The organism is Amycolatopsis sp. NPDC104863 (assembly GCF_055582965.1).
Genome location: NZ_JBVJOW010000005.1, coordinates 622,665 through 645,790, shown reverse-complemented (window position 1 = coordinate 645,790; position 23,126 = coordinate 622,665). Strand labels below are relative to the sequence as shown.

The 23,126-nt window shown below is 73.2% G+C and carries 17 protein-coding genes and 1 riboswitch; of the genes, 10 read left to right on the top strand and 7 right to left on the bottom strand.

What is annotated here, in order from left to right; translation table 11 throughout:
- Position 1 precedes the first annotated feature (1 nt).
- Positions 2-3,097 carry an arabinosyltransferase domain-containing protein gene (locus ACZ63J_RS29860; RefSeq protein ID WP_465401167.1) on the top strand — a complete coding sequence of 1,032 codons (3,096 nt, stop codon included), beginning with the start codon at positions 2-4 and terminating at the stop codon, positions 3,095-3,097.
- A gap of 1 nt (position 3,098) precedes the next feature.
- Here ACZ63J_RS29860 and ACZ63J_RS29855 read toward each other — a convergent pair whose 3' ends face one another.
- Entirely contained in the window at positions 3,099-3,821 is a 723-nt protein-coding gene (locus ACZ63J_RS29855) for a GNAT family N-acetyltransferase (RefSeq protein ID WP_465401166.1), read from the bottom strand.
- Entirely contained in the window at positions 3,818-7,480 is a 3,663-nt protein-coding gene (locus ACZ63J_RS29850) for an nSTAND1 domain-containing NTPase (RefSeq protein ID WP_465401165.1), read from the bottom strand. The genes ACZ63J_RS29855 and ACZ63J_RS29850 overlap by 4 nt, the downstream gene beginning before the upstream one ends.
- Before the next feature lie 89 nt (positions 7,481-7,569).
- Between ACZ63J_RS29850 and ACZ63J_RS29845 the strand changes: the two genes are divergently transcribed.
- Complete coding sequence (locus ACZ63J_RS29845; RefSeq protein ID WP_465401164.1) at positions 7,570-8,178, top strand: LuxR C-terminal-related transcriptional regulator; 609 nt, start codon at positions 7,570-7,572, stop codon at positions 8,176-8,178.
- Here ACZ63J_RS29845 and ACZ63J_RS29840 read toward each other — a convergent pair.
- From ACZ63J_RS29840 to ACZ63J_RS29825, 4 genes are read right to left on the bottom strand one after another with little or no spacing between them, the layout of a single operon-like run.
- Complete coding sequence (locus tag ACZ63J_RS29840; RefSeq protein ID WP_465401163.1) at positions 8,172-9,662, bottom strand: precorrin-2 C(20)-methyltransferase; 1,491 nt, start codon at positions 9,660-9,662, stop codon at positions 8,172-8,174. The genes ACZ63J_RS29845 and ACZ63J_RS29840 overlap by 7 nt on opposite strands.
- Positions 9,659-10,282 (bottom strand): precorrin-8X methylmutase, encoded by a 624-nt coding sequence (locus ACZ63J_RS29835; protein WP_465401162.1) that lies wholly within the window; start codon positions 10,280-10,282, stop codon positions 9,659-9,661. Before ACZ63J_RS29835 ends, ACZ63J_RS29840 begins: the two co-directional genes overlap by 4 nt.
- Positions 10,279-11,352 carry a precorrin-3B synthase gene (locus tag ACZ63J_RS29830; RefSeq protein WP_465401161.1) on the bottom strand — a complete coding sequence of 358 codons (1,074 nt, stop codon included), beginning with the start codon at positions 11,350-11,352 and terminating at the stop codon, positions 10,279-10,281. The genes ACZ63J_RS29835 and ACZ63J_RS29830 overlap by 4 nt, the downstream gene beginning before the upstream one ends.
- 4 nt (positions 11,353-11,356) lie before the next feature.
- On the bottom strand, positions 11,357-11,671 hold the full coding sequence (locus ACZ63J_RS29825) for a DUF6191 domain-containing protein (protein ID WP_465401160.1): 315 nt from the start codon (positions 11,669-11,671) through the stop codon (positions 11,357-11,359).
- Between the two features lie 107 nt (positions 11,672-11,778).
- Between ACZ63J_RS29825 and ACZ63J_RS29820 the strand changes: the two genes are divergently transcribed.
- From ACZ63J_RS29820 to ACZ63J_RS29810, 3 genes are read left to right on the top strand one after another with little or no spacing between them, the layout of a single operon-like run.
- Complete coding sequence (locus ACZ63J_RS29820; RefSeq protein WP_465401159.1) at positions 11,779-12,705, top strand: ABC transporter ATP-binding protein; 927 nt, start codon at positions 11,779-11,781, stop codon at positions 12,703-12,705.
- On the top strand, positions 12,702-13,553 hold the full coding sequence (locus ACZ63J_RS29815) for an ABC transporter permease (protein ID WP_465340842.1): 852 nt from the start codon (positions 12,702-12,704) through the stop codon (positions 13,551-13,553). Before ACZ63J_RS29820 ends, ACZ63J_RS29815 begins: the two co-directional genes overlap by 4 nt.
- Positions 13,554-13,555: 2 nt before the next feature.
- Positions 13,556-13,795, top strand: coding sequence for a helix-turn-helix transcriptional regulator (locus ACZ63J_RS29810; protein WP_348955493.1), 240 nt, complete (start codon positions 13,556-13,558; stop codon positions 13,793-13,795).
- 190 nt (positions 13,796-13,985) lie between these two features.
- Here the strand turns inward: ACZ63J_RS29810 and ACZ63J_RS29805 are convergent, their stop codons facing one another.
- Positions 13,986-14,714, bottom strand: coding sequence for a hypothetical protein (locus tag ACZ63J_RS29805; protein WP_465401158.1), 729 nt, complete (start codon positions 14,712-14,714; stop codon positions 13,986-13,988).
- Positions 14,715-14,806: 92 nt separating this feature from the next.
- A riboswitch (cobalamin riboswitch) is annotated at positions 14,807-14,878 on the top strand.
- Positions 14,879-14,927: 49 nt separating this feature from the next.
- On the opposite strand from ACZ63J_RS29805, the gene cobN reads away from it, so the two are divergent.
- From cobN to ACZ63J_RS29780, 5 genes are all read left to right on the top strand, one after another.
- The gene (gene cobN, locus ACZ63J_RS29800; RefSeq protein ID WP_465401157.1) at positions 14,928-18,494 is read left to right on the top strand and encodes a cobaltochelatase subunit CobN; all 3,567 of its coding nucleotides are present in this window, start codon (positions 14,928-14,930) and stop codon (positions 18,492-18,494) included.
- 392 nt (positions 18,495-18,886) lie between these two features.
- On the top strand, positions 18,887-19,312 hold the full coding sequence (locus tag ACZ63J_RS29795) for a hypothetical protein (protein WP_465401156.1): 426 nt from the start codon (positions 18,887-18,889) through the stop codon (positions 19,310-19,312).
- Between the two features lie 44 nt (positions 19,313-19,356).
- Positions 19,357-21,168 carry an ArnT family glycosyltransferase gene (locus tag ACZ63J_RS29790; RefSeq protein ID WP_465401155.1) on the top strand — a complete coding sequence of 604 codons (1,812 nt, stop codon included), beginning with the start codon at positions 19,357-19,359 and terminating at the stop codon, positions 21,166-21,168.
- 35 nt (positions 21,169-21,203) lie between these two features.
- The gene (locus ACZ63J_RS29785) at positions 21,204-21,860 is read left to right on the top strand and encodes a response regulator transcription factor (RefSeq protein ID WP_465401154.1); all 657 of its coding nucleotides are present in this window, start codon (positions 21,204-21,206) and stop codon (positions 21,858-21,860) included.
- A complete protein-coding gene (locus tag ACZ63J_RS29780; RefSeq protein WP_465401153.1) occupies positions 21,857-22,939 on the top strand; it encodes a sensor histidine kinase in 1,083 nt (360 codons plus the stop codon). The genes ACZ63J_RS29785 and ACZ63J_RS29780 overlap by 4 nt, the downstream gene beginning before the upstream one ends.
- Positions 22,940-23,126: the final 187 nt, after the last annotated feature.

Here is a 23,126-nt window from a genome sequence, read left to right as displayed (position 1 = left end):
GATGCGTCTGATTGCCGTAGCGCTGGGGTTGCTCTCGGCCTTGTGCGCGCTGGCTTTCCCCTTCCTGCCGGTGGTGCAGGACACGGCGGAGGTCGTCTGGCCGACCGGCAGCGACACCCGCTCCGTCAACGCGCCCTTGACCGGGTACTGGGCCCAGGACCTGCGCGCCGAACTGCCGTGCGCGGCCATCCGCTCGGTCGACGCCCGCACCGGCGGCCCGGGCCTGCTGTTCGCCACCGTGCCGGACGGCCGCACCGACCCGAACGCCGGCAAGGGCGTCGGCCTGCAGCTGCGGGTCGACAACGGCGTGCTGTTCGCCTCCAGCCAGGGCCAGCAGATCGCCCAGCAGCCGCTGCCCGCCGAGAAGTGCGACGTCGAGCTGGACGTCGACGCGTCGCAGATGACCCTGGCCGTGGCCGGGACGCCGATCTTCCACGCCGACGGCGACGTCCGGCCCCGCGTGGTCGGCATCTACTCCTCGATCAACTCCAGCAAGGACCCGATCGCCGGCCTGCACGTCTCGGTCGTGCCGGACACGCGCTACCAGACGTCGCCGACCGCGCTGAAGATCGCTGTGGGAGTGCTCGCGATCCTCTCGCTGATCGGCTGCATGATCGCGGTCTGGCGCCGCGACTCCGGCTTCGCCCGCCGCGCCCCGCGCTGGGCGCCGGTCGGCTGGTGGCGGCTGACGCTGCGGGACACCACGGTGATCGTCGCGCTCGGCGCGTGGGTCTTCATCGGCCCGGTGACCTCGGACGACGGGTACATCCTCACGATGGCCCGGGTCACCGAGCAGACCGGGTTCCTGACGAACTACCACCGCTGGTTCGGCGTCGCCGAAGCGCCGTTCGGCTGGTTCTACCACGTGTTCGAGCTGATGGCGCACGTCAGCGTGGTGCCGCCGTGGATCCGGCTGCCGTCGTTCCTGCTCGGCGTGCTGAGCTGGCTGCTGATCAGCCGCGAGGTGATGCCGCGCCTCGGCACCCAGATCCGCACCAGCCGCCCGGCCAGCTGGGCCGCGGCGACGGTGTTCCTGATCTGGTGGATGCCCTACAACAACGGCGTCCGCCCGGAACCGGTCGCCGCGCTCGGCTCGCTGCTGGCGATCTGCGCGGTGGAACGCACGCTGGTCACGCGGCGGCTGCTGCCGCTGTGCCTCGGCCTGACCGCGGCCGGGTTCACCCTCGCCGCGACGCCGACCGGGCTGATCGCCGTGGCGCCGTTCCTGGTCGCCGCGCGCCCGCTGTTCAAGCTGGTCCGCCAGCGCGCGAACGACAGCGGCTGGCTGCCGGTGCTGGCCCCGGTCGCCGCGGCCGGGCTGCTGGTGCTCGTCGTGGTGTTCGCCGACCAGACGTTCGCGACTGTGCAGGAGGCCACCCGGATCCGCACCCAGGTCGGCCCGAACCTGTCGTGGTTCCAGGAGCTGGCGCGGTACCAGCTGCTCTTCGCCGACCTGCCGGACGGCTCGGCGCCCCGCCGGTTCCCGGTGCTGCTGGTCGGGCTCTGCACGGCGACCTGCCTGGTGATGCTGCTGCGCCGGGGCCGCATCCAGGGCGCGGCCCTCGGGCCCGCGCGCCGGTTGATCAGCACCACGGCGTTGTTCTTCCTGCTGCTGGCCCTGACGCCGACGAAGTGGACGCACCACTTCGGCGCGTTCGCCGCGGTCGGGGCGTCGATGGCGGCGCTGACCGCGCTCGCGACCAGCTCGACGGTGCTGCGGTCCAAACGCAACCGCGCCGCGTTCCTCGCCGGGCTGCTGGTGGTCGCCGCGCTGGCCGCGACCGGGCCCAACACCTACTGGTTCGTCTCGCGCCTCGGTGTCCAGTGGACGAACGTGGCGCCGTCGATCGGCGGCATCGGCCTGTCCACGATCCTGCTGGTGGCGGCGGCGATCGCGGGGATCTACGCGTTCGTGGAGAACGTCCGCGCGCACCGGCCCGGCTTGACCGCACAGCCGCAAGAAGGCCGGTTGCGCGCGCTGCGGCTCGGGTCGCTGTCGCTGGTGGTGGTCTGCGGCCTGGTGGCGGCGGGCGAGTTCGTCACGATGGCGTGGGCGATCCACAACCAGGCCGGCAGCTACAGCCTGGGCGCGGCGAACGTCGGGCACGTCTTCGGCAAGAGCTGCAACCTCTCCGACCACGTGATGGTCGAGCGCGACGCGGCGACGTCCATCCTGCACCCGCAGGCCGAGCAGCGGACGGTCGCCGAGGAGACCAAGCCGCCGGAGAACTCGCCGCTGCCGAACCCGGACCGCGACAACGGCCGCGTCCAGACCGGCTTCCACACCCGCCCGGTCGACGACAAGGACCCGCTCGCCGAGCCGCCGCACGGGTTCACCCCGGAGACCGTGCCGATGTGGTCGAGCTTCCTCGACCCGGAGACGCGCGCGGGCCGCCTGCGCAGCGACTGGTACGCGCTGACGGAGAAGCCCGCGGACGGCCAGGTCGTGGTGGCGACGGCCGGCGCCGCCCGCCGCCCGACGTCGGTCAGCCTCGACTACGGCGTCAACACCCCGGAGGGCGTGAAGATCCTCCGCAGCCAGTTCATGCTCCCGCCGGGCTCGGGCACCGGTGGCTGGAACGACACCCGCATCAACCTGCGCGACCTCCCCCCGGAGACGAACGCGGTCCGCATCAACATCGTCGACAACGACCTGACGGAGGACGGCTGGATCGCGGCGTCGGCCCCGCGCGTCCCGACGTTCACGACGCTGACGGACAAGATCGGCACGAAGCCGGTGTACATCGACTGGCCGGCGTCGTTCGTGTACCCGTGCGCCCAGCCGGTGACGTCCCACGACGGGATTTCCCAGGTCCCGGAGTACCGCATCACGGCGGGCGGCCTGGCGGACGAGGCGGAGTGGGCGTCCTCGACGAACGGCGGCCCGATCGGCTGGCTCGAGGAGCTGGCCGAGGAGCCGGAAGTGCCGAGCTACCTGATCGGCCAGCCGAGCCAGTCGTGGGGCCAGCTGCTGCAGATCGAGCCGTTCACCGAGGGGATAGCGCCCACGGTGGTGCACGGGGAGAAGACGGTGCCGGGATGGTGGTCACCGGGTCCGGGACCGCGGCAGCCGAACGGCAAGGACCCGACGCGCTAGGTCAGGGCCGGGTCCACGCCGGACGGCGGTGGAGCCGGAACCCGGCCCGCCCGAGGTTGGCCGCGCTGACCGACCCGGGCCGGGCCGTCGCCACGGCCAGCGTGCACCCCGCTTCGCCCGCCACCTGAAGGCGGCGCCGCAGCAGCTCGGCCTGCGCGCCGCGGCCGCGGTGCCCGGGCAGGGTCGACGCGGCCCCGAGCACGGCGACGTCGTCGTGGATCGTCAGGGCCGCCGCCGCGATCGGCGTTTCCCGTTCCAGCACCAGGAACCGCCGGACCGCCGGGTGCCGGTGTTCCGCGGCCATGAACTCGGCGACGCGTCCGCGGGTCTCGAACCCGGCCAGCAGAACCCGCGAGAAGACGCCGCCATCGACGTCGTCCGAAGGCGGGCCGGACGCGGGACGCGGCTCCAGCGGCCGGGTGGCCAGCAGGCGGTCCGGCGCCCGCACGAACCCCTCGAGCGGACCTTCGGACACCACCGTCGGCCGGACTCCCGCCCAGGCGGGCCCGGCCACGAAGCCGGGCACCGCAAGCAGCGTCTCGGAAGTCACGCCGGTCACCGTCGCGAGGAAATCCAGCTCCGGGTCGGTCGCCAGCACGGCGAGCAACCCCGCCTCCTCCCACGCCCGGAACCGCCCAGGCACCCCCGCGGCCACCGCCGCTTCGCAGGCCAAGGCCATCCGGCGGTGCACCGCCCGCTCGGCCCGGCTCACGTCCGTCGTCACCGCTGTCCGCACGGTGGTTCGTAGGGCAGCTCCGGCAGGTACTGCGCCCACTCCGCCGCTGTGATCTCCGGGTACGCCGTCCGGCAGATCGCCGCCGCGGCCAGGTCGGAGCTCGTCTCCCACAGCTGGCCGCCGGAGAGAACGACCGTGTGGCCGTCGGGGCTCAGCACCGCGCCGCCGGTGACGCCCGGCTCGAACTCGGCGATCCGGGCCGGGTGCGCCGGGTCGGCCACGTCCCACAGCCGGGCCGTGCGGTCGGAGCCCGTCGTGACCATCCGGGTGCCCGCCGGGTCGTACGCGACCGTGCCGAGCTCGTCGGTGTGCCCCACCAGCGGGGGCAGCGGCGCCCAGCCGGCGACGCTCCAGCGGTGCACCGTCCGGTCGGAGCTGCCCGCGGCCAGCACCCGCCCGTCCGGCCGGAACGCGAGCGCGCCCGCGGCCCCCAGGCCGACGTCCAGCGTGGCGATCCGCGCGGGGTCGCGGCCCACGTCCCAGAGGAACACCGCCGAGGGCTGCGACTTCTGGCTGTAGGCCAGGATCCGGCCGTCCGGCGAGAACGCGGACGACCACACCGTCCCCGCGTACGGGCTCGGCAGCGCGACCGGCGCTTCGAAGCGGCGCGGGTCGCTCACGTCCCACAGCGCCAGCGGCCCGTTGTCGTACCCCGTCGCCAGCCGGCGGCCGTCCGGGCTGAAGGCCAGCGAGTACGTCTTCGGCGCGTCCGCCGACGCGACCTGCCGGGGGTGCGCGGGATCCGAGACGTCCCACCGCGTCAGCAGTCCCCGCGCCACCGCGGTCGAGGCCCCGGTGAGCACGGCGACGACGACCGTGCGGCCGTCCGGGCTCAGGACCGTGGCCGTGACCGGGCCGGGCAGGCCGCTGATCCGGCCGGCCAGGCGCGGCGCGCCCGGCTCGGCGAACGACCACAGCTGGAGGTCGTCGGGCCCCGACGCGGCGAGGACGCGTCCGTCCGGGGAAAACCCGATCGGAGCCGAGACGCGGGTCAGCTCCACGGCCGGGACGTCGTAGAGCCGGACGGTCTGGTCGGCGGCGCCGCTGACCAGGGTCCGCCCGTCGGCCGAGTACCCGACCCAGACGGCGGCGTTCGTGTGCCCGGCGAGCTGCGTCAGCTGCCGGCCCGTCGCGACGTCCCAGACGCGCACCAGCTGGTCGTCGCCGACCGTGGCGAGCGTGCGGCCGTCCGGGCTGAACGCCGCCATCCAGACGATGCCGTTGCCGGGCAGGTCTCGCACCGGCTTCGGGGCGCGCGGGTCCGCGATGTCCCACAGGCGCGTCCGGCCGTCCCAGCCGGTCGTGGCCAGCGTCCGCCCGTCGGGGCCGAACGCGTCCAGGTTCACCAGGTCCGTGTGGCTGGTGAACGTCGAGAGCCAGGCCGGGTGCGCGGGGTCCCGGACGTCCCACAGCTGCGTGGTCCGGTCGTTGCTCACCGCGAGGGTGGCGCTGTCCGGGCTGAGCACGGCCTTTTCGTACTGCAGCGGCCCGGAACCGGGGAGCATGACGAGCTGTCTCGGGTCGTCCGGGTCGGAGATGTCGGTGATCCGGGTCGTGTCGTCCCGGCCCGCGGTCACGAGCGTGCGGCCGTCGCGGCTGATCTGCGCGTTGTAGACGGTGTCGGTGTGCCCGCGCGCCAGTCCGCGGGACACCGGCCGCCGCGGGTCGCGCAGGTCCCAGAGCCGGAACGCGTGGTCGTCGGTCGCAGTCGCGAGGATCCGGCCGTCCCCGGCGAGCGCCACGGGGTAGTGCGGTTTGCCGACCTCCGGCAGGGTCGACAGCAGCGCCGGGTGCCGCGGGTCGGCGATGTCCCAGACCTGCACGGTCCGGGTCGCGCCCGCGACGACCATGAGGTGCCCGGCGAGGGCGACCGCGCTGTCGTGCCCCAGCGGTTCGGGGAGACCGACCCGGGTGGCGAACGGGGTGCTCAACGCGCCCAGCAGGCTGTCCCGCGTCTCCGGCAGCGGCGCCAGCCGGTAGGCGGCCAGGCTGAGCTGGACCGACAGCGCGGGGTTGGTCTGCCGCAGGTCCGCCGCGTCGCCGACGGCTTTCCGCGCCAGCGCGACGTTCCGCTGGTCGGTCGCCGTTCGGGAGGCGTCGATCGCGAAGCCCGTCGCGACGCCCGCCAGGATCAGCAACACGCCCAGCAGCGCCGCTAGCTGACGCAGCCGCCGGGTGCGCCGCCGGACCGCGTCCGCCTCGGCCGTGGCCTGCGCGCGGCCGGCGTCGAGGAAAGCCTGTTCACGCGCGGTGAGCGCGCCCGGCGAGCGGGCGGCCCACTCGGTCGCGAGGCCGAGCCGGGTGCCGCGGTAGAGGCTGCCCGCGTCGCGGTCCAGGGACTCCCAGAGGTCGGTGGCTTCGGCGAGCTGGCGGTGCAGGCGGTGGCCCTCACGGTCTTCGGCGAGCCAGTCCTGCAGCCGTGGCCAGCTGCGGATCAGGGCTTCGTGCGCGATCTCGGCGCCGTCGCGGTCCAGGGCGAGCAGGCGGGCGGCCGCGAGCCGCTCGAGGACCTCGGCCGTCGCCGGGTCGTCGTCGAGCTCGCGGCGCCGCAGCCGTCGTTTGGTGTCTTCGGTGCCGTCGCCGAGCGCGGTCAGCCGCAGGAAGATCTGCCGGACCTTCGCCTGCTGCCGGGGTTCGAGCTCGCCGTAGACGGCTTCGGCGGTGTGCGCGACGGCGTTGCGGATGCCACCCGTGGCCTCGTACCCGGCGAGGGTGAGGGTGATGCCCTGCCGCCGTCGCCAGGTTTCGAGCAGCGCGTGCGAGACCAGCGGCAGCACGGCGGGACGGCCGGCCGCGTCCGCCACCAGCGTCGTGACCAGCGCGGACTCCACCTGGCACCCCTGCCGGACGGCCGGCTCGACGATCGCGGTCCGCAGCTCGTCCGCGGTCATCGGGCCGACCAGGACCTGCGCGTCGCGCAAGGCGTCGACGAGCTCGGCGTGCCGCCCGCAGTGGCCGTAGAAGTCGGCACGGACCCCGATGACGACCTGGCTGCCGTGCTCGTCGCCGGCCCGCTCGAGCAGCGCGGCGACGAACCCGGCGCGCTCGGCGTCGTCGGGGCAGAGGGTGAAGACCTCCTCGAACTGGTCGACGACCAGCAGGCCGCCGGGCTCGGCGAGGGCGTCCGCGCACTGGCTCAGCGGGTGCTCGCCGGGCGTGCAGACCCGCGCCGGCCCGGCGCCGGCCAGCCCGGCCCGCAGCAGCGACGACTTCCCGGAGCCCGACGCGCCGAACACCCCGACGAACCGGCGTTCGCGCAGCTTCGCGGTCAGCTCGCCGATCAGCTTCTCGCGCCCGAAGAACCGGCCGGCGTCGGTGCGCTGGAACGCGGCCAGCCCGAGGTACGGGGTCTCCGTCTCGGGGCCCGGTGTGCTGCCGGCCGTCAGGCCCGCGGAGACCTCCCGCCAGCGCGTCTCCCACTCCCCGGTGTCGCCGCCGCACGCGGTGACGTACGCCGTGGTGAGCGCGAGCCCGGGCAGCTTGCGGCCGCCCGCGGCGTCGGACAGCGCGGCCGCCGAGTAGCCGGCGCGCGCGGCGAGCGTCCGGTAGGTCGGCCCGCCCGCCTCCTCCCGCAGCCGCCGCAGCCCGGCGGCGAACCCGACAACGGCGTCCTCGCCCGGCCCGAGCGGCCCCTCACGTCGCGCCACCGGCGTCCCCCCGTTTTCGCGTTCTGGTCATTGTTCACCGGAACCGGCCCGACACTGGACAGGATTTCTGCGTTAGACACGACGGTGTGATGACGCGCAGCCTGGGGAAACTGCTCAAGGTCGTCGCCGCCGGTGTGCCGGTGGTGCCCGCACCCGCCGACGGTATCGAGGTGGTCGGGTCCGTGTCGCCGGACCCGGGCGCGGTTCTCGGCGCCCTTTCGGCCGCCCGTCCGGACGTCCTCCTGCTCCGGCCCGCCGGCCGCGCCGGGCTCGCGGTGATCCGGCACGCCGGCCGCACCCCGGTGCTGGTGCTGACCGCGCCGGACGACGGCGAGCTGGTGGTCGCGGCGATGCGCGCGGGCGCCCGCGGGCTCCTGCACGACGACGTCGGCCCGGCCGACCTGGCCCGCGCGATCCGGGTCGTCGCGGGCGGCGCCGCGGTGTTCGGCGAGGACGCCGCCGACCGGCTGTACGCGCGGCTGACCGGGCTCGCGCCGGGCCTGCCCGAGCTGACCGCCCGCGAGCGCGAGGTCCTCGGCCTGCTCGCCGACGACCTGGGCAACCTGGCGATCGCCGCCCGGCTGAACCTCGCGCCGAAGACGGTCCGCAACGTCGTCTGCGCCGTCCTGGCCAAGTTCGGCACGGCCGACCGGGCGGCCGTCGTCGCCCGGGCCCGCGACGCCGGGCTGGGTCAGTAGCTGCGCGGGGTCCAGACGACGCCGTGCTCCGCGCGGGTCCGCGACGAGCCGACGATCAGCAGGCAGCGCATGTCCACTGTGGACGGATCGAGGTCGCCGAGCGTGGTGATCCGGACGTCCTCCTCCGGGCCGCCGACGTCCCGCGCCACCACGACCGGGGTCGCCGGGTCGCGGTGCCGGAGCAGCACCTCACGCGCCGAAGCCAGCTGCGTCGTGCGGGACCTGGAAGCCGGGTTGTACAGCGCCAGCACCAGGTCGGCGGCGCCCGCCGCGTCCAGCCGGCGCTCGATGACCTCCCACGGCTTGAGCCGGTCGGACAGCGAGAGCACGCAGTAGTCGTGCCCGAGCGGCGCGCCGACGCGGGACGCGGCCGCCTGCGCCGCCGTCACCCCCGGCACGATCCGGACGCGCACCCCGGCGCCGTGGCCGAGCGACACCTGCTCCAGCACCGCCGACGCCATCGCGAAGACCCCGGGGTCACCCGAGGAGACGACGGCGACCCGCGCCCCCGACGCGGCCAGCTCGAGCGCCTCCCGAGCCCGGTCCGCCTCGACGCGGTTGCCCGACGCGTGGCGCTGCTGGCCGGCCTTCTGCGGCACCCGCGCGACGTACGGGCCGTACCCGACAACGTGCTCGGCGGCCGCAAGCTCCGCCACGGCCTCCGGGGTCAGCCACTCCGGGCCCGCCGGGCCGAGGCCGACCACGACGACCTCACCACCCGTGGCGGCCGCAGGAGCCGGCGCCGCGGCGGGAGCCTGACGGGACGCGTAAGCCGGCGACGGCAGCAAGGCCAGCGAGAAGTACGGCACGGACTCGGGATCCACCTCGGCCAGCGGCTCGATCCGCTGCCGGTCCCAGGTCGCGCGCTCGACGTACACGGCGTCGTCGAGCTTCCCGGCCTCTTCGAGGGCCTCCCGCACCGAGCCGAAGGTGCGGCCCAGCTTGAGGACGGCCGCCGCGTCGGTGTCGGCGAGCCGCCGCGCCAGCTCGGGCGCCGGGAGCGTGCCGGGGAGCACGGTCAGCACCTCGTCGCGCTGGACCAGCGGGCGGCCGAGCACGGACGACGCCGCACTCACCGACGTCACCCCGGGCACGACCACGGCGGGGAACCGGCCGGACAGCCGCTCGTGCATGTACATGTAGGAGCCGTAGAAGAACGGGTCGCCTTCGCAGAGCACCACGACGTCGCGGCCCGCGTCGAGGTGTTCGGCGAGGCGTTTCGCGCTCAGCTCGTAGAAGTCGGCGATCGCGCCTTCGTAGCCGCCGGGGTGGTCGGTGGTCTCGGTCGTGACCGGGTAGACGAGCTTCTCCTCGATCTGCCCCTCACGCAGGTACGGCTCGGCGACCGACCGCGCGATGCTCCGGCCGTGGCGCGCGGAGTGGTAGGCGATCACGGACGCTTCGGAGATCAGGCGCGCGGCCTTGACCGTCATCAGTTCCGGGTCGCCGGGGCCGAGCCCGACGCCGTAGAGCGTGCCGGTCATTCTTCGACGCTCGCGAGGGCGTTGACGGCCGCGACGGCCATGGCGCTGCCGCCGCGCCGCCCGTGCACCACCAGGTAGGGCGCCGGGGCCTGCTTGGCGAGCTCGACCTTCGACTCGACCGCGCCGACGAACCCGACCGGCACGCCGATGATCGCCGCGGGCGCGCCGACCCCTTCGTCGAGGATCTCCAGCAGGCGGAAGAGCGCGGTCGGCGCGTTGCCGATCGCCACGACCGAGCCGGGCAGCCGGTCGCGCCACAGCTCCAGCGCCGCCGCCGAACGCGTGGTGCCCATCCGCTCGGCGAGCGACGGGACCTTGGGGTCGGACAGCGTGCAGACGACGTCGTTGGCCGCGGGCAGGCGGCGGCGCGTCACACCGCTGGCGATCATCTGCGCGTCGCACAGGATCGGCGCGCCCGCCTCGAGCGCGGCGCGGCCCGCCTCGACGACGTCGAGCGAGTAGCGCAGGTCGTCGACCAGATCGACCATGCCGCAGGCGTGGATCATCCGGACCGCGAGGCCCGCCACGTCGTCGGGCAGGATCGCCAGGTCCGCCTCCTCGCGGATCGTGGCGAACGAGTGCCGGTAGATCTCGGCACCGTCCCGCAGGTAGTCGATCACAGAGTTCCCTTCAGCTCGTCGAGCGGCATCCACCGGCCGTCGACCCGGTAACCGCCGTCCTCGGCGACCACGTCCACATGGGACTGTGACGGCTTCCCGCACCGCCGTTCACAACCCGAGAAGTGCGCGCGCAGGCCGGGCCGGAACACGGCGTCGGCCCGCACGTCGGCCCGCGACTTCGCGCAGCCGGGGCGCCCGATGCAGGCGCTGGTGCCCAAGGCCTCGCCGCCGAAGCCCAGCCGCTCGAAGACGTCGGCGGGCACGTCCGGCAGGACCACGGACTTCCACGGCGTGACCAGCGCCGGGCCGAAGCCGGCCAGGGCTCGCGCCTGCGTGGCCGAGAGCTGTCCGAACCGCGGCACGACGGCCGCCGCGAGACCGCGGTCGCGCTTGACGAGCCCAGCCGGGACTTCGGCCGGGAGCCGCGGCACCGGCGTTCCCCGCCAGGCCGGGTCGTCGAGCTCCGCGACCCGCCAAGCCGAGCCGCGCACGCGGAGGAAGTCGAGCGCGATCTCGGCCAGCGCCGCGACGGCGTCGGCGCGGGCCACCGGCCGTCCGGTGTCACCACCGGCGAGCAGCAGGGTTCCTTCGTCCGCGTCGAGCGCGCGCCAGCAGACGTCGGCGCCTTCCCCGGCGACGTCACCGCGGCCGTCGTCGAAGGCGAAGAGGAAGCGCCCGGGCAGCGACGCCAGCTCGGGGATCGAGCACAGCCGCCGGTCCAGCGACGCGGCCAGCCCGCGGACGTCGGCGAGGCCGCCACGGAGGCCGCTCAACGGCGACGCGAGGACGTTCCGGACCCGCTCGTGCGACGGCGACGGCAGCAGGCCGGCGTCGGTCAGCCGGCCCGCGAGGTCGGGCCGGGTCACGCCGCGCAGCTGGACGTTGCCGCGTGAGGTCAGGTGGAGGTCGCCGTCCCCGCAGGCTTCGGCGCAGTCGGCCAGCGCGCGCAGCTGCGCCGCGGAAACCGCACCGCCGGGCAGCCGGACCCGCGCCAACGGGCCGTCCGCGGCGTCGTGCGGGGCGAAAACACCGGGGCACGCGTCGGCTCGCACGCGTGCGGGGTTCGGCATGGGGTCACTGTAACTCGCGGCTTTCCGGCCCTTCCGGGGCCGAACGCGGCCGGATCCGGGCCGTTCCCGCGTCCAGGTCCACGTCACGCCAGGGAGGCGCGCCTTCGGCGTCCTGCTCGACGAGCATCGACGTCGTCTCCCGGTGGTCCAGCTCACGCCGTTTGGTGCCGTAGAGGAAGGCGGTCGTCTCCTCGATGTAGGTCGCGGACAGCCGCGCCTTGAAGCGCGAGCCGTTCTTGCGCGGGCGCAGCTCGATCGCGGCCATGACCAGCAGGATCACGACGCCGCCCGGAAGAGCCAGCCCCAGCCAGGTTCCCATGCCCGGTGAACGGTTGACCGCCGGTCAGGTTTCCCGGACAGCAGAACTCACGTCATATGTAGCAGGTGTGCTACATTCGATCGCATCAGTCAGATGGGGGTCAGGCGATGAGAGATCCGGCGGAACCCGTCGTCCGCGTCAGCGGGCTGCGGATGCGCTACGGCACGAACGACGTGCTCCACGGCGTGGAGTTCGAGGCCCACCGCGGCGAGGTGGTGTGCCTGCTCGGGCCGAACGGCGCGGGCAAGACGACGACGATCGAGATCCTCGAGGGCTTCCGCATGCGGTCGGCCGGCGAGGTGAGCGTGCTGGGCACCGACCCGGCGCAGGGCGGCGAGGACTGGCGGGCGCGGCTGGGGGTCGTGCTCCAGTCCTGGCGGGACCACGGCAAGTGGCGCGTCCACGAGCTGCTCGCGCACCTCGGCCGGTACTACGAGCCGTACTCGACGCCGTCGAGCCCGCGGCCGTGGCCGGCCGACGAGCTGATCGCGGCGGTGGGGCTCACCGAGCACGCGCAGAAGAAGATCCGGACCCTCTCCGGCGGCCAGCGGCGGCGGCTCGACGTCGCGATCGGCATCGTCGGGCGGCCCGAGCTGCTGTTTCTCGACGAGCCGACCGCGGGCTTCGACCCGGAGGCGCGCCGCGAGTTCCACGACCTGGTGCACCGCCTCTCCGACGAGCTCGACACCACGATCCTGCTCACCACGCACGACCTCGACGAGGCCGAGAAGCTCGCCGACCGGATCCTCATCCTCAACGGCGGGCGCATCATCGCCGACGGCTCGGCCGACGCGCTGTCCCGGCAGATCGCCGGTGAGGCCGAGGTCCGCTGGACGCTCGACGGCCAGCGCTTCGTCCACTCGACGACCGAAGCCACGAAGTACGTGTACGACCTGTTCAAGCAGCACGGCGAGGCCGTCGCGGACCTCGAAGTCCGGCGGGCGTCGCTGGAAGACACCTACATGACGCTGGTCCACCGCGCCGAAGCCGGCGGCGAGACGGAGCTCGGTCTCCAGGAAGCGGGTGCGCGATGAACGCTCAGGGGGCGGCGCTGCGCGCCGGGCTCGAGCGCGGCTGGATCGAGTTCAAGCAGACCTGGACCAACCGAGACGACCTGTTCGGCCAGTTCGTCTTCGTCGTGCTCTTCCTCGGCACGCTGTTCTTCATGCGGAACGCGACCCTGCCCGGCACCGGGTTCTCCCTCGGCGCGGCCACCGTGCCCGGCGTGCTCGGCGCCGGGATCGTGTTCAACGGCCTGAACAGCGCGGCGGGCTACCTCGCCGTCGACCGCGAGGACGGCACGCTGCTGCGCGCCAAGGCGACGCCGAACGGCATGCTCGGCTACCTGGTCGGGAAGACGACTGCGGTGTCCATGGCGCAGGTCACCGGGATCCTGCTGGTGCTGGTCCCGTGCCTGTTCCTGTTCGACTCCCTCGCGCCCGACGGCGTCTGGTCGTACCTGCACCTGCTGTGGGTGCTGGCGATCGGGCTGCTCGCGACGTTGCCGCTGGGAGCCGCGCTGGGGTCACTGACCAGCAGCCCGCGGTCCATCGCGCTGATCACGCTGCCGATCATGGGCCTGGGCGCGATCTCGGGGATCTTCTACCCGGTCACCGCGCTGCCGGCGTGGGTGCAGGGGATCGCACAGGTCTTCCCGATGTACTGGCTGGGCCTCGGGATGCGTTCGGCCCTGCTCCCGGCCGACACGGTGGTCGTCGAGATCGGCCAGTCGTGGCGCACCTGGCCGACCCTCGGCGTGCTCGTGGCGTGGGCCGTGATCGGATTGGCACTGGCCCCGGTGCTGCTGCGCCGGATGGCGAGGCGGGAAGCGGGCTCGTCACTGGCCGAACGCCGGGAGAAGGCCATGCAGCGTGTGGGGTAGTGATGAGTGAGGTCGTCTACAACCGGATCGCGATGCTGCGCGCGGAGCGGTCGATCTCGCGCCGCCAGCTGGCGGAGGCCCTGGGGGTCCACTACCAGACGATCGGTTATCTGGAACGCGGCGAGTACAGCCCGAGCTTGTACCTGGCGCTGCGGATCGCGGAGTTCTTCGAGGTCTCGGTGGAGGTCTTGTTCTCCACCAAGCCCTTCCCGCGATTGGGTGATTCGGAGCGCTCCGCCTGAGTCACAACTTCGGAACCGCGGTCCTCGGCAACGACAACGGTGATCATCCCGCATGAGCCGCCCTCCGCCCGGGACGTCGAGAACGGACTTGTCGAGCGGAACCCCCGCGAAGGTCGCCGGGTCGGCAGCTTCGTCGTCGGCCTCGTCGGAGCCGTAACCACTCGGAGAGCACCCGCCCGGAGGACGGCACCTAGGGCTTGCGCAGGTCGGCCTCGGCGAGCGCGCGGACGACGTCGTCGCGCCGCGCCTCGCGGGACGTCCGGCTCAGCTCGACGTGCAGGAACGGCGCGGGGCCGGCGGCCCGGCCCTGGACGTTCGTCGTCCCCGCCAGTCCCCGGCACGGCTCGGCCCAGGCGCGGCAGACGCGGAACCCGGCGGTTTCGAGCCGGTCGGCGGCCCGTCGCGCCGCGTCGCCGGCTTCGGTGGCGCCGCCGGAGACGACGACGTCCGCCGAGACCAGCGTCGTGTCGGTGAAGCCGTGCAGCTGGACCTGCGGCAGGCCGCGGCGGGCGAGCAGCGTCGCCACGACGTGGAAGACGGTCCCGGTGTCGTGCGCGGGGTCCTCCCGGCGCCGGTGCGCTCCCCCGACGACGAGGACCGCCCCGGGCGTGCGCTCGTGGAGGGCCAGCCCGATCAGCTCGGTCCGCAGGTCGGAGGAGGCGTGCGGCACCTCGACCACGAGCGACGGCGGCGCCGAGCGGTCGATCGCGTAGAGCCCCCAGGCCCGTTCGGTGCCGGGTTCCTGGACGACGAGCGTGTCGTCCTCGACGGAAAACCCCAGGTCACCGAGGTGATGCGGGTGTCCGTCGAGGAAGGCCGCGAACGCGTCCGCGGCCGTTTCGAGCTCGGCCGGGGTCGGGGCGCGGTACGGCTGGCGCGTCGACTGCGCGGCCGTGAAGGCGCGGAGGAAGGATTCCAAGCCGCCAGGTTACCGAGCACCGGGCAACGTCACCTTGACGCACCTCGTCCCGGCACCGGAGAGTGACTCCGATACCCACGCGCCGTCAGGTGGAGGAACCCGGTGAGAGTCCGGGGCGGTCCCGCCACTGTCACCGGAGAGCGATCTCCGGGAGCCAGGAACTCCGGCCGGCGCGCCCGTCTACCCGGGGCGCGGACCCCGAGGAGGAACCTCGTGATCCTGCTTCTGTCCACTTCGGACACAGACCTGCTCAGCGCGCGCTCCGCCGAAGGCGAGTACCGCCTCGGCAACCCCGCGCGGCTCGGCGCCGCGGAGCTGCCGGCCCTGCTCGACGGCGTCCGGATCGTGGTCGTCCGCATCCTCGGCACCCCGCGGACCTGGCAGGAGGGCCTGGACACGCTGCTGGCGTCGGGCGCGCACGTCGTCGTCCTGGGCGGGGAGCAGACGCCGGACGCCGAGCTGATGAAGCTCTCGACCGTGCCCGCGGGCATCGCCGCCGAGGCCCACGCCTACCTCGCGCAGGGCGGCCCGGCGAACCTCACCCAGCTGCACCGGTTCCTCTCCGACACGCTCCTGCTCACCGGCGACGGCTTCGAGCCGCCCGCGGAGCAGCCCTCGTGGGGTGTCCTGGAGCGGCCCGACGCGGAGCACGACGGCCCGCTGGTCGGGATCCTCTACTACCGCGCCCACCACCTGTCCGGGAACACGAACTTCGTGCACACGCTCGCCGACCGGATCGAAGCCGCGGGCGGCCGCGCGTTGCCGATCTACACGGCGTCGCTGCGGACGCGCGAGCCGGAGATGATGGCCGCGCTGGGCCGGGTCGACGCGCTGCTGGTCACCGTGCTGGCGGCCGGCGGCACCCGGCCGTCCGAGGTCGGCGCCGGCGGGGACGACGAGGCCTGGGACGTCGCCGAGATGGCCGCCCTCGACGTCCCGATCCTGCAGGCGCTGTGCCTGACCAGCGACCGCGAGACGTGGTCGGCCAGCGACGACGGCCTGTCGCCGCTGGACGCCGGGAACCAGATGGCCGTCCCGGAGTTCGACGGCCGGCTGATCACGGTGCCGTTCTCGTTCAAGGAGCTGGACGCCGACGGCCTCCCCCGGTACGTCCCGGACCCCGAGCGCGCGAGCCGCGTCGCGAAGATCGCGCTGGCGCACGCGCGGCTGCGGCACACGCCACCTGCTGAGCGGCGCATCGCGTTGATGCTGTCCGCGTACCCGACGAAGCACTCTCGCGTGGGCAACGCGGTCGGCCTGGACACGCCCGCGTCGGCGATCGAGCTGCTGCGGCGGATGCGCGCGCAGGGCTACGACCTGGGCGCGGACGCGTTCCCGGGCGTCAACCCGACCGGCACCGACCAGCCCGACGGCGACGCACTCATTCACGCGCTGATCGCGGCGGGCGGTCAGGACCCGGAGTGGCTGACCGAGGAGCAGCTGGCCGGAAACCCGATCCGGGTGCCCGCGGCGCGCTACCAGGAATGGTTCGACGCGCTGCCCGCGGAGCTGCGCGAAGGCGTCGAGGAGCACTGGGGTCCGGCGCCCGGCGAGCTGTACGTCGACAACGGCGACATCGTGCTGGCGTCGCTGCAGAGCGGCAACGTGATCATCATGATCCAGCCGCCGCGCGGGTTCGGCGAGAACCCCGTCGCGATCTACCACAACCCGGACCTGCCGCCGAGCCACCACTACCTGGCCGCGTACCGGTGGCTGGAGGAGGAATACGGCGCGCACGCCGTGGTCCACCTGGGCAAGCACGGGTCGCTGGAGTGGCTGCCGGGCAAGACGGCCGGGCTCTCGGCGTCGTGCGCGCCCGACGCCGTGCTCGGGAACCTGCCGCTGGTCTACCCGTTCCTCATCAACGACCCGGGCGAGGGCGCGCAGGCGAAGCGGCGGGCGCACGCGACGATCGTCGACCACCTGATCCCGCCGATGGCACGCGCGGAGTCGTACGGCGACATGGCGCGCCTCGAGCAGCTGCTGGACGAGCACGCGAACATCGCGGCGATGGACCCGGCGAAGCTGCCCGCGATCCGCGCGCAGATCTGGACGCTGATCCAGGCCGCGAAGCTGGACCACGACCTCGGCGTCGAGGAACGTCCGCACGACGCGGAGTTCGACGACTTCCTGCTGCACATCGACGGCTGGCTGTGCGAGGTCAAGGACGCGCAGATCCGCGACGGCCTCCACATCCTGGGCGAGGCGCCGACCGGCGAAGCGCGGGTCAACCTGGTGCTGGCGATGCTGCGCGCGTCGCAGATGTGGGGCGGCAAGCAGGGCGCGGTGCCGGGCCTGCGGTCCGTACTGGGGCTCAAGGAAGACGCGCCGATGTCCGAAGTGGACGCGGTCGAGAAGACGGCGCGGGAGCTCGTCCAGACGATGGAGATGCGCGGCTGGGACGCCACGGCGGTCGCTTCGGTGGCGCCGGACGACGCCGTCGCGCAGGTCCTTTCGTTCGCGGCCAACGAAATCGTGCCACGGCTGGCCGGGACGTCCGGCGAGCTGGACGCGGTGCTGCACGCGCTGGACGGCGGGTACATCCCGGCGGGGCCGAGCGGGTCGCCGTTGCGCGGGCTGATCAACGTGCTGCCGACCGGACGGAACTTCTACACGGTCGACCCGAAGGCGATCCCCAGCCGGCTGGCCTGGGAAACCGGGCAGGCGCTGGCGGACTCGCTGGTGAAGCGGTACCGCGAGGACACCGGCGACTGGCCGCGCTCGGTGGGGCTGTCGGTGTGGGGGACGTCGGCGATGCGGACGTCCGGCGACGACGCGGCGGAGGTCCTGGCGCTGCTGGGGGTCCAGCCGGTGTGGGACGAGGCTTCCCGGCGCGTCACGGGCATCGAAGCCATCCCGCTGGCCGAGCTCGGCCGCCCGCGGATCGACGTCACGATCCGGATCAGCGGGTTCTTCCGCGACGCGTTCCCGCACGTGATCACGATGCTCGACGACGCGGTGCGCCTGGTGGCCGAGTTGGACGAACCGTCGTCGGAGAACTTCGTCCGGGCGCACGTTTCCGCCGACCTGGCTTCGCACGGGGACGCGCGCCGCGCGACGACGCGGATCTTCGGTTCGAAGCCGGGCGCGTACGGCGCAGGCCTCCTGCCGTTGATGGACAGCGGAAACTGGCGCGACGACAAGGACCTGGCCGAGGTGTACGCGGTATGGGGCGGCTTCGCGTACGGCCGCGACCTGGACGGCCGCCCGGCGCGCGAGGACATGGAGAGCTCGTACAAGCGGATCGTGGTGGCGGCGAAGAACACCGACACGCGCGAGCACGACATCGCCGACTCGGACGACTACTTCCAGTACCACGGCGGCATGATCGCGACGGTCCGCGCGCTGACGGGCACGGCCCCGGCGTCCTATGTGGGCGACAGCACCTCGCCGGACGCGGTCCGCACGCGGACATTGGGCGAGGAGACGGCGCGGGTGTTCCGCGCGCGGGTGGTGAACCCCCGTTGGCTGGCGGCAATGCGACGCCACGGCTACAAGGGCGCGTTCGAGCTGGCGGCGACGGTGGACTACTTGTTCGGCTTCGACGCGACGGCCGGCGTGGTCGGCGACTGGATGTACGAGAAGCTGACCGAGTCGTACGTGCTGGACGAGGTGAACCAGGAGTTCCTGCGACAAGCCAACCCGTGGGCGCTGAGGGGCATCGTGGAGCGCCTGAACGAGGCGGCGGACCGCGGGCTGTGGGAAGAGCCGGACCCGGAGCTGCTGGCTCGCATGCGTGATGTGTATCTGTCGCTGGAGGGCGACCTCGAGGCGGAGTGACGATTCGCAGCCGGGCGACGCACCTCGTCGCCGCTGTGGGCAGCCGATCGCCTAGCTGTCCACAGCGCGGCCGTGATGTGGACAACTTCCGGGCCCGCGCCCGGATTCCGGGTTTCGGTCACACCGCACCGATAGACTGGAGCAGGGCCCGTCCCCCGGTGGAGGGCGGGGCTCGGCTCCGGCGGGTTGTTGCCCGCTGGCACGGCACCCGATGCTGATCGCGTGGTTGTCGAAGCGTGAGAGCCATGATTATCCTGGCGCGAACCGCAACGGCCGTGGCGGCAGGCACCCAGGCCGGCTCCGGCGAACGGTGACCTCGAGGCGGAGTGACTGCAAGCCGATTGCAGGCCGCGGCGGCTACGGTCTCCTTCCCGCCCCTGGAAGGAAACAACTTGAAGAAGGTTCTAGCCGTAGCCGCCGCAGCCCTGATCGCCGGGCTGAGCCTCGCGTCGCCGGCTTCGGCCGCCGAGCACACGAAGCACATTCACACCGGTGACGCCTTCGGGAGCGTCTCCGGCTGGAGCGGCGAAGGCGTGTTCACCGAGGAAGGCGACCGCGTCCACATCTGCGACACCGACGCCGACGGCCGGGGCGTCATCGTCTACGTCTACAAGGGCACGCCCGCCAGTGGCACCCAGCTCTACAGCATCAACGTCGGCGGCAACGGCAACTGCGTCACCAAGAGCGCGGCCAACGGCGGAGTCTACGACCTCCCCGAAACCCGTGTCGGCTTCAAGTTCTGCCGGTACTGGAAAGAGGACGACCGGTACCACGCCGGCGAGTGCAAGGACTACGACTTCCTGAACGACAACAGCTGACGCGGAAACGCCCGGGAAACGCGGGTCCCGGTTGAGTGGCCGCCATGATCACCGCCACTCTCCCGAAGACCCGCTCCTGGGCGCTTCCGCTCGTCTGCCTCGGCGCCGCCGTGCTCTACGCCTGGAAGATCGGGAACGGCCAGCTCGGCAACACCTACTACGCCGCCGCCGTCAAGTCGATGACCGGGGGCTTCACGAACTTCCTCTTCGGCTCCTTCGACCCGTACGGCGTCGTGACGGTCGACAAACCGCCCTTCGCGTTGTGGCCGCAGGCGATCTCCGTGCTGGTCTTCGGCTTCCACGGCTGGGCGCTGCTGCTGCCCCAGGTCCTCGAAGGCGTCGCCGCGGTCTTCCTGCTCCACCGCACGGTCCGGAGGTGGGCCGGCGAGAACGTCGCCCTGCTGGCCGCGGTGATCCTCGCGCTCACGCCGGTCACCGTGATCATCAACCGCGACAACAACCCCGACACCCTGCTCGTCCTGTTCCTGGTCGCCGCCGCCTACGCGCTCACCCGCGCGCTCGAAAGCGGCCGGAAATGGTTGTGGTGTTGCGCTTTCTTCGTCGGCTGCGGGTTCCTGACCAAGATGCTGCAGGCGTGGATCATCGTCCCCGCGCTGGTCGCCGCGTACCTCGCCGGGACGAGCGGGCCGCTCAAACGCCGCCTGCTCGACGTGCTCGTCGCGAGCGGGGTGCTCGTCGTCTCGTCGTTCTGGTGGATCGCCCTCTACGACTGGTGGCCGGGCGCCAAGCCGTTCATGGGCGGCAGCGCGGACGGCTCGGCGTGGGACCTCGTCTTCGGCTACAACGGCTTCGGCCGCCTCTCCGGCGACGGTGAGGGCGGCGGCATGATGATCATGCGCAACGGCGTGCAGACCCAGTCGTCCTTCGGCGGTGATCCGGGGCCGGGCCGGATGTTCAACGACGTCGTCGGCGGCCAGATCTCCTGGCTGCTGCCGCTCTGCCTGCTCGTCCTGGTCGTCATCGGCCGCCGGTGGCGCGACGCGGGCTGGCTGCTCTGGGGCGGCTGGCTGCTGGTGACCGCTGTCGTCTTCAGCTTCGCCGGCGGCATCTGGCACCCGTACTACACCACGGCGATGGCGCCTGCGATCGCCGCGGTCGCCGCCGCCGGGCTCGCGCTGCTGTGGCGGCAGCACCGCCGGACCCTGCTCCCTCTCGCCGTCGTCGGCACCGCGGCCTGGGCGTTCGTCCTGACTTCGCGAGACACGACGTTCTACGGCTGGACGCGCTGGGCGGTGCTCGGCACGGCGCTGCTCGCGGTCGCCTGGCTGGCGGTGGCGCCCCGGCGACGCGCGTTGGCCGCCGCGCTCGTGCCTGTGCTGCTCACGCCCGCCGTGTGGTCGTACGCCGCCGCGCAGAGCACGTCCGCCGGGACACTGCCCGCCGCCGGGCCGGCGAGCGGTCCCGGTGCGCCGCCGCCGTCCCCCGGTGGACCGCAGCCCCGGCTGATGCTCGTCGGCGGCGGCGACGGCACCGCCACGCTGTCGGACGAGCAACGGCGCATCCTCGGCTACGCCCGCGAGCACGGCACCGAGATCACGCTGGCCGTGAACGCCGAAGCGAGCGCAGTCGCGCCCTACCTCATCGACTCCGACGCGAACGTGATCGGCATGGGCGGCTTCGGCGGGCGGGACAACGCGCCGTCGGTGACGCAGCTCGACCGCTGGCTCGCCGAAGGCAAGCTGAAGTTCGTGCTGAGCGCGGGCGCCGTCCCGGGGATGCCGCCGCGGAGTCCCGTTCAGGAGGAACGCCGTCGCTGGATCGAGCGGCACTGCGCGGTGGTCGACCCCGCCGCGTACGGCGGCGGCTCCGGCCCGACGCTCCACCAGTGCCGCTAACGAGGAGGAAACACCGCCGCGGCGATCATGGCGGCATGCGGGTCCTGGTGGTGGAGGACGAGCCGATGCTCGCGGACGCGATCGCGGAGTGGCTGCGCGACGAGGCGCACGCGGTCGACATCGCCCACGACGGCGCGGCGGCGCTCGACCGGATCGCCGTGCACGACTACGACGTCGTCGTTCTCGACCGCGACCTGCCGGTCGTGCACGGCGACGACGTCTGCCGGCAGGTGGTGGCGTCCGAAGCCGCGACCCGGGTGCTGATGCTCACCGCGGCCGTCGAGGTCACCGACCGCGTCGACGGGCTGTCCCTCGGCGCCGACGACTACCTCACCAAGCCGTTCGCGTTCCCGGAGCTGGCGGCGCGGATCCAGTCGCTGGGGCGGCGCTGCCGTCCGGCCGCGCCGCCGGTGCTGCGGCGCTCCGGCGTCACGCTCGACCCGGCCCGGCACGAGGTGTTCCGCGACGGGCGTTACCTCCCTCTGTCCAAAAAGGAGTTCGCCGTGCTCGCCGAGCTGCTGCGCGCCGACGGCGCGACCGTGTCCGCGGAGCACCTGCTGGAGAAGGCGTGGGACGAGCACGCGGACCCGTTCACCGGCGCGGTCCGGCTCACCATCCTCAAGCTGCGCCGCAAGCTCGGCGACCCGCCGCTGGTGGAGACGGTCACCGGCGTCGGCTACCGGCTCCGGTGAGCCTCCGGCTGCGGCTGACCGTGCTCTACGGCGGCCTGTTCCTGCTGGCGGGCGGGGCGCTGCTGGGCGTCACGTACCTGTTGTTCACCCAGCAGGTCGGCCGGCGGGTGACGTTCATCGCGGGCACGGCGCCGGCCGGGCTGCCTTCGTTGCCGTCACCGGAGTCCCTCGACGAGCAGGCGCGGCAAGTGCGCGAAGCGGCGGCGACGTCGCTGCTGACCCAGGGCGCGATCGCGCTCGGCGCGGTGGCGGTGCTGGCGGCCGGGCTGGGCTGGCTGGTGGCGGGCCGCGCGCTGGCGCCGTTGCGGCAGGTGACGGACACGGCGCGCCGCATCGCCGCCGCGGCCGACCCGGCCGGGCATTCGCGGATCGCGTTGCGCGGCCCGGACGACGAGGTGAAGAACCTCGCCGACGCGTTCGACGTCATGGTCGAACGGCTCGACCGGTCGTTCGACGCGCAACGCCGGTTCGTCGCGAACGCGTCCCACGAGCTGCGGACCCCGCTGACGCTGAACCGGTCCCTGGTCGAGGTGGCGATGCACCGCCGCACCGCGTCCGACGACGTCCAGGAGCTCGGCGCGAAGCTGCTGCAGATCAATTCGAGGCACGAAAAGCTGATCAGCGGGTTGCTGCTGCTGGCCCGCTCCGAGAGCGCGTTGACCGAGCGCCGCCCGGTCGACCTGGCGGCAGTCGTCGCGCACGTGCTGCCGCCGGGTGTGCAGGAGGATCTGGGCGAAGCGACGGCGCTGGGTGACGCGCTGCTGCTGGAGCGGCTGGTGCACAACCTGGTGGAGAACGGCCTCCGCCACAACGTCGAGGACGGCTGGGTCCGGGTGACCACGCGGACGCACCCGGGCCGCGTCGAGCTGACGGTGACCAACAGCGGCCCGGTGATCCCTGCGGCGGAGGTGCCGGCCCTGTTCGACCCGTTCCACCGGCGGGCCAGGGTGGCCGCGGAGGGCGCCGGGCTGGGGTTGTCGATCGTCCGGTCGGTCGCGCACGCCCACGGCGGCGAGGTGACGGCGACGGCCCGGCCGGAGGGTGGGCTCGTTGTCACGGTGACCCTGCCGCCGGGTTGAGCGCGCGCGGGTCCGGCACTTCCCTTATTCTGCTGCGCCCCTCGGCGCACACGACCGTCGTCAGCTCACCCGCGCGTTCGTGTTGTCCGGACAAATATCGGATATTACGGCGCTTTTCGCCCGCCGATCCGCGGCGCCCGACCTTCGAGTCTTGACTTCATCAATGGTCTAGTCCAATAGTTTGTCC

Excerpts from the sequence above, each read along its gene's own strand:
- ACZ63J_RS29860 (WP_465401167.1), top strand. The coding sequence starts at position 2 with ATGCGTCTGATTGCCGTAGCGCTGGGGTTGCTCTCGGCCTTGTGCGCG.
- ACZ63J_RS29845 (WP_465401164.1), top strand. The coding sequence starts at position 7,570 with ATGACGCGCAGCCTGGGGAAACTGCTCAAGGTCGTCGCCGCCGGTGTG.
- ACZ63J_RS29840 (WP_465401163.1), bottom strand. The coding sequence starts at position 9,662 with ATGACCGGCACGCTCTACGGCGTCGGGCTCGGCCCCGGCGACCCGGAA.
- ACZ63J_RS29830 (WP_465401161.1), bottom strand. The coding sequence starts at position 11,352 with ATGCCGAACCCCGCACGCGTGCGAGCCGACGCGTGCCCCGGTGTTTTC.
- ACZ63J_RS29825 (WP_465401160.1), bottom strand. The coding sequence starts at position 11,671 with ATGGGAACCTGGCTGGGGCTGGCTCTTCCGGGCGGCGTCGTGATCCTG.
- ACZ63J_RS29820 (WP_465401159.1), top strand. The coding sequence starts at position 11,779 with ATGAGAGATCCGGCGGAACCCGTCGTCCGCGTCAGCGGGCTGCGGATG.
- ACZ63J_RS29815 (WP_465340842.1), top strand. The coding sequence starts at position 12,702 with ATGAACGCTCAGGGGGCGGCGCTGCGCGCCGGGCTCGAGCGCGGCTGG.
- ACZ63J_RS29810 (WP_348955493.1), top strand. The coding sequence starts at position 13,556 with ATGAGTGAGGTCGTCTACAACCGGATCGCGATGCTGCGCGCGGAGCGG.
- ACZ63J_RS29790 (WP_465401155.1), top strand. The coding sequence starts at position 19,357 with ATGATCACCGCCACTCTCCCGAAGACCCGCTCCTGGGCGCTTCCGCTC.
- ACZ63J_RS29785 (WP_465401154.1), top strand. The coding sequence starts at position 21,204 with ATGCGGGTCCTGGTGGTGGAGGACGAGCCGATGCTCGCGGACGCGATC.